The following is a 4,320-nucleotide window of genomic DNA, read 5'->3' on the forward strand; positions in this document are numbered from 1 at the left end:
TCTGGCCTCTTCCGAATCCGGCATGGGTATCGCCTACAATCCCGAGCAGGGTTTCGTGCAGGGCAAAATCTACGATCCCGCCACGGGACGTTTCCAAAAAGAGTTCGACCTCGATGCGATCGAGCAGGCGGCCACGAACGCCGAGGATGCAGCCAACACGGCGCAGCAGGCGGCGGATTCCGCGTCCCGCAAGGCTCAGGAGGCGAAGGACTACATCGACAACACGCTTCCGGGGGAGTTCGCCCGGATCAACGAAAAGCTCGACGGAGTGGTGGAGAACTGGTTCTACGCCTACACCCCGACCTTGCAGAACGATCCGGCCGCCTCGTGGCTCCGGGACGGCGAGCAGGCTCAGCACGAGGGCGACACCTTCACCAACACGCAGCCTTACGTCGACGCCCAGACGACTCCCGATGCGGGCAAGTCGTGGCGGTGGGTGAAGTCGGGCGAGGCCTACGAATGGACCCCGATCGCGGACAGCGACGCCGTAAAAGCGTTGCGGGAGGCTGCCAAGGCGCAAGAGACGGCCGACGGCAAGAGCCGGACGTTCGTCGTGCAGCCCGCACCGCCGTACGATGTGGGCGACTTGTGGATGCAGGGGCCCTCGGGCGACGTGATGCGCTGCATCAAATCCCGTCAGACAGGCGCTTTCGATGCTTCGGATTGGGACAAGGCCTCGAAGTACACGGACGATACGCTGGCCCGGGATGCGAAGCAAACGGCCCAGACGGCCCAAGAGACGGCCGACAAGGCGAAAGCATCGGCCGAGGCCGCGACCGACAAGCTCGCCACATGGGCCTCGGACAGCTACATCTCGCCGCAGGAGAAAACGGCCCTCCGGCAGCAGCAGAAGGACATACAGTCGGAGCATGCCGAGATCACGGCGCAGGCGTCCAAATATTCGGTCCCGGCCACCGACTACACCGCAGCGTACAATGCCGCGAACGCGGCGCTCGCCAAATACACGGCCTCGACGCCCGAGAGCATTGCGGTGGGGTCGGACTACGCGGACATCGCGGCCTACTACACGGCGCGCGAAACGATCCTCGACGCGGTCGCAGCCGCCGCGAAAGCCTACTCCGAGCGGCTCGTGTCCGAAGTGCAGCCCGTGGGCGAGAACCTTCTGCGCCACACGAAAGACTTCACGAAAGGATGGACCGGAAACGGTACGGTCTCAAACGAAGTTTTCGATGATTTTACGGTCTATTATGCGAAGTCGGTCAACACCTACATTGACATACGCCAGCAGAATGTTTCGCTGCTTCCTTCGACCGAGTACACGCTCAGCTTCTGGGCTAAGGGGACGGGGACGATAGCCTCCTACTGCTATCCGAGCGTGAACGATCGGGTCATAGCCTCGAACGGACATCACACGGGCTACACGGGCCGCGACACCTTCAACTCCTACGACCTGACCACAGAATGGAAGCGGTATTGGACGACGTTCCGGACCTATTCCGAGGCCAAGGGCGGCGCCGTGCTCTTACGTGTGATGGCCGGAAACGAGGCGTATGTCTGCGGTGCGAAACTCGCGCAGGGAAACAAAGGCATCGTCTGGACCGCTTCGCCCGAGGACGCCGAATACAGCGGCGTGAACATCATCGACAATACGGAAAGCCGCACGATCGGCGCGGGCGACAACGATTACGCCCAGACCGAGTTCGCCGTCGGAGCCGTCGCCGTCGGCGACCAGTTCGCCCTGTCGGTGGGCAGCATCGACCTGCTGGCGGGAACCGCGACCGAATTCACCGCCCAATTGTATGACTACACCGCAAATGTGGCACTCGCCGATGCGGCCACGCTGACGGCCGACAGCCGTACGGCCGTATATACGGTTACGCGGGCTGCCGACAAGGCGTACCTGATCCTCTATGCCGGCAGATGGGGCAGCACGGCCGGAAATACCGTACGTTATGAAAAGGTCATGCTGGTGCGCGGAAACAAACCCGAACCATCGTGGAGCCCCTCGACGGCCGACCGGCAGGCGGAGATCGACAACCTCCGCCCGGCATCGGTGAACATCCTGCCCGATTCGGCGGCCCTGACGACCGATGCCAACGGCGGCCCGTGGGATCGCAACGGCGCCGGGCCGGTCAACGAAACCTATGAAGGGTATTCCAGTCTAGTGCTGCGAGGATTATCCGGGATCGGGAAGGGGGTGTACATCGTTTCGTCCGACCTTGAAACGGAGAGCGGAACCGAGTACGTCGTATCCGTATGGATGCACGCTTCGAAATCCGTGAGTATCGCCCTCGGATGGGAGAAGGCGGCGAATGTGCGGACGACGCTCCCGGCCGAAGCCGTGGGAAAGTGGTATCGTCTCTCGGCGGTTCAGAACAGACCCGCCGGAAGCTCTTTCGTATGTTATGCCGATGTCGATACCGATGACACGGTAGCTTTCCGCAACATCATGTGCTCGGCGGGAAACATGCTCACCGAGTGGTCCCCGTCCGTGGAGGATGTGCAGAAGCAGATCGACCGAGCGAAGATCGCCGCGGATAATTTGGAGTACCTGAAAAAGGCGTTCGCAGAAGACGAGACGATCATTAGCGGGGGTATGACGCTCGGCAGCTTTCTCGGCGTGAAGAACTCGGCGAAGGCGGTCGTCGCAGGGATTACCGGAAAGAACTTCCTGACGGGGCAGGACTTCGCACCCGACGATCGGAGCTGTCCGATGATCTTTGCCGGAGCCGCATCCGCCGCGGACGCCGACAGCGCGAAGTTCAGGGTATACCCTAATGGGGCAACATATGCCGAGGAGGCTTATATAAAGGGGACGATCACCGCAACGGCCGGTTCTTTCGGCGACTTCAAAATCGACGGACTTTATCTCACCTCGTCGCACGACACGACACACGGAATCAAAATCGGAGACGGTGTCTGCTCTTCTTGGAATGGAGACAGTAAAGCCTACTTCTCCGCTATAGGAACCTTTTTCAACACAAGCACTCCAACCGGAGCAAGCGGTATTTGGGCACAGTTCTGTTCAGAGTGGACGATAGGAAAGGTTGACGCGGGACAAGCGTACGTCTGTTTCTATGCCCCCGGTATAAAAACATCGACTGCAAGCAAGGCGGAACATTATGCGTTCTACGCACAATCGAACCACATCATGACCGCCACGGGACGCATCAAGGGTTTTCTGCACGCGCATACGCAAATCGTATCGGCGACTTCATACATAATGGGCTCTCCGGTCATAAAAAGAGAGCAGGTGCTGCTGATGAAAGGTTCGTCGGCGATCCAGACCCTCTCTCTGCCGGATACACGAGACGGATATTCGGAAATCGGGGACACGATCGAGGTTATCCAATGCAGCGGTGTCGGGACACGCATCACCTCCTATCCCAACAGCGGGGTCAGTCTCAAAAATCCGTCCGGAACGACGGCCAGCACCTATACGCTCGTTGAAAACAAACATGTCCGCATCATTTGGGACGGTACATACTGGCGAATTTTAGAGTAATACATAACAAAAACAGCAAGATGAAACGTATCGACTTTTCGAAATTCAAACTCTATTACGATTTGGGCGACGACCGCCTCGTGCGGATCGTGGACTGGCGCAAGGAGCTCGGCAACTACCTGCTCGCGCGGCTGGGAGGCGTCGAGGGCGTGGACCTCGCACTGCGCGTATACAAATCCGACGGACCCGTCGAACTCTCGGACGACGAGTACGAGGGCCTCAAGACGATCCTCGGACGGCCCGTCGAACAGGGAGGGGTCATCGCAGCGTACTACTATTCATTCCTTAAAAATGCAGAAGAACTATCTGTTTAAAATAAAAATAATCGAATCAATTTTAAAAACTTCGAATTATGAAATTTTCTCAAATGATCGAACGCCTGAACGAAGGCGAACTCCTTGCCCGCGAAGCGTGGGCCGGCGGAACCTGCATCGTAAAACAAATTCCGCAGACCGTGGCTGCTGAAGTCGTACCGCGCATGACAAGCCTGCCCCGAGAGGCGAAAAAGGCCCTTAACGGCACGCTGACCTATCACGATCAAGTGCTGCTGCTGAGGATCGGAAACTTCGGCAAGGAAGCAAGCGCGACCTATTATATCCCCTCATGGGAGGACATCTTCGCCGAAGATTGGAGGACGATCGAACATTGACGGCATGAATCGGACGACCCGTCGAACAGGACGGGGTCGTCGCAGCGTACTACTATTCGTTTCACAAAAACCTCGAATCCGCAGAGATATGACACATGTAAACGACATCACGACCGTAGCACGCGGAATCAGCGACTTCGGGATGCTGGCCATTGCGGCCGCCTGCTTTCTGATTCTGTCGATGGGGATGATGGTGGCCTGCTTC

Annotated in this window: 2 protein-coding genes and 1 pseudogene; all 3 read left to right on the plus strand. The window is 58.4% G+C overall.

The features are described 5' to 3' along the window. Positions 1-3,466: pseudogene (locus BN3659_RS13145) on the plus strand (hypothetical protein); the annotation flags it as partial. A 20-nt stretch (positions 3,467-3,486) separates the two neighbouring features. Beyond that, complete coding sequence (locus BN3659_RS05625) at positions 3,487-3,780, plus strand: hypothetical protein (protein WP_091535247.1); 294 nt, start codon at positions 3,487-3,489, stop codon at positions 3,778-3,780. 38 nt (positions 3,781-3,818) lie between these two features. After that, positions 3,819-4,115, plus strand: coding sequence for a Thoeris anti-defense Tad2 family protein (locus BN3659_RS05630; RefSeq protein WP_141682510.1), 297 nt, complete (start codon positions 3,819-3,821; stop codon positions 4,113-4,115). Positions 4,116-4,320: the final 205 nt, after the last annotated feature.

The organism is Alistipes sp. CHKCI003, assembly GCF_900021155.1.
Classification (GTDB): Bacteria; Bacteroidota; Bacteroidia; order Bacteroidales; family Rikenellaceae; genus Alistipes; species Alistipes excrementavium.

Bases quoted from the DNA above. Each gene is read 5' to 3' on its own strand.
- BN3659_RS05625 (WP_091535247.1), top strand. From the start codon at position 3,487: ATGAAACGTATCGACTTTTCGAAATTCAAACTCTATTACGATTTGGGC.
- BN3659_RS05630 (WP_141682510.1), top strand. From the start codon at position 3,819: ATGAAATTTTCTCAAATGATCGAACGCCTGAACGAAGGCGAACTCCTT.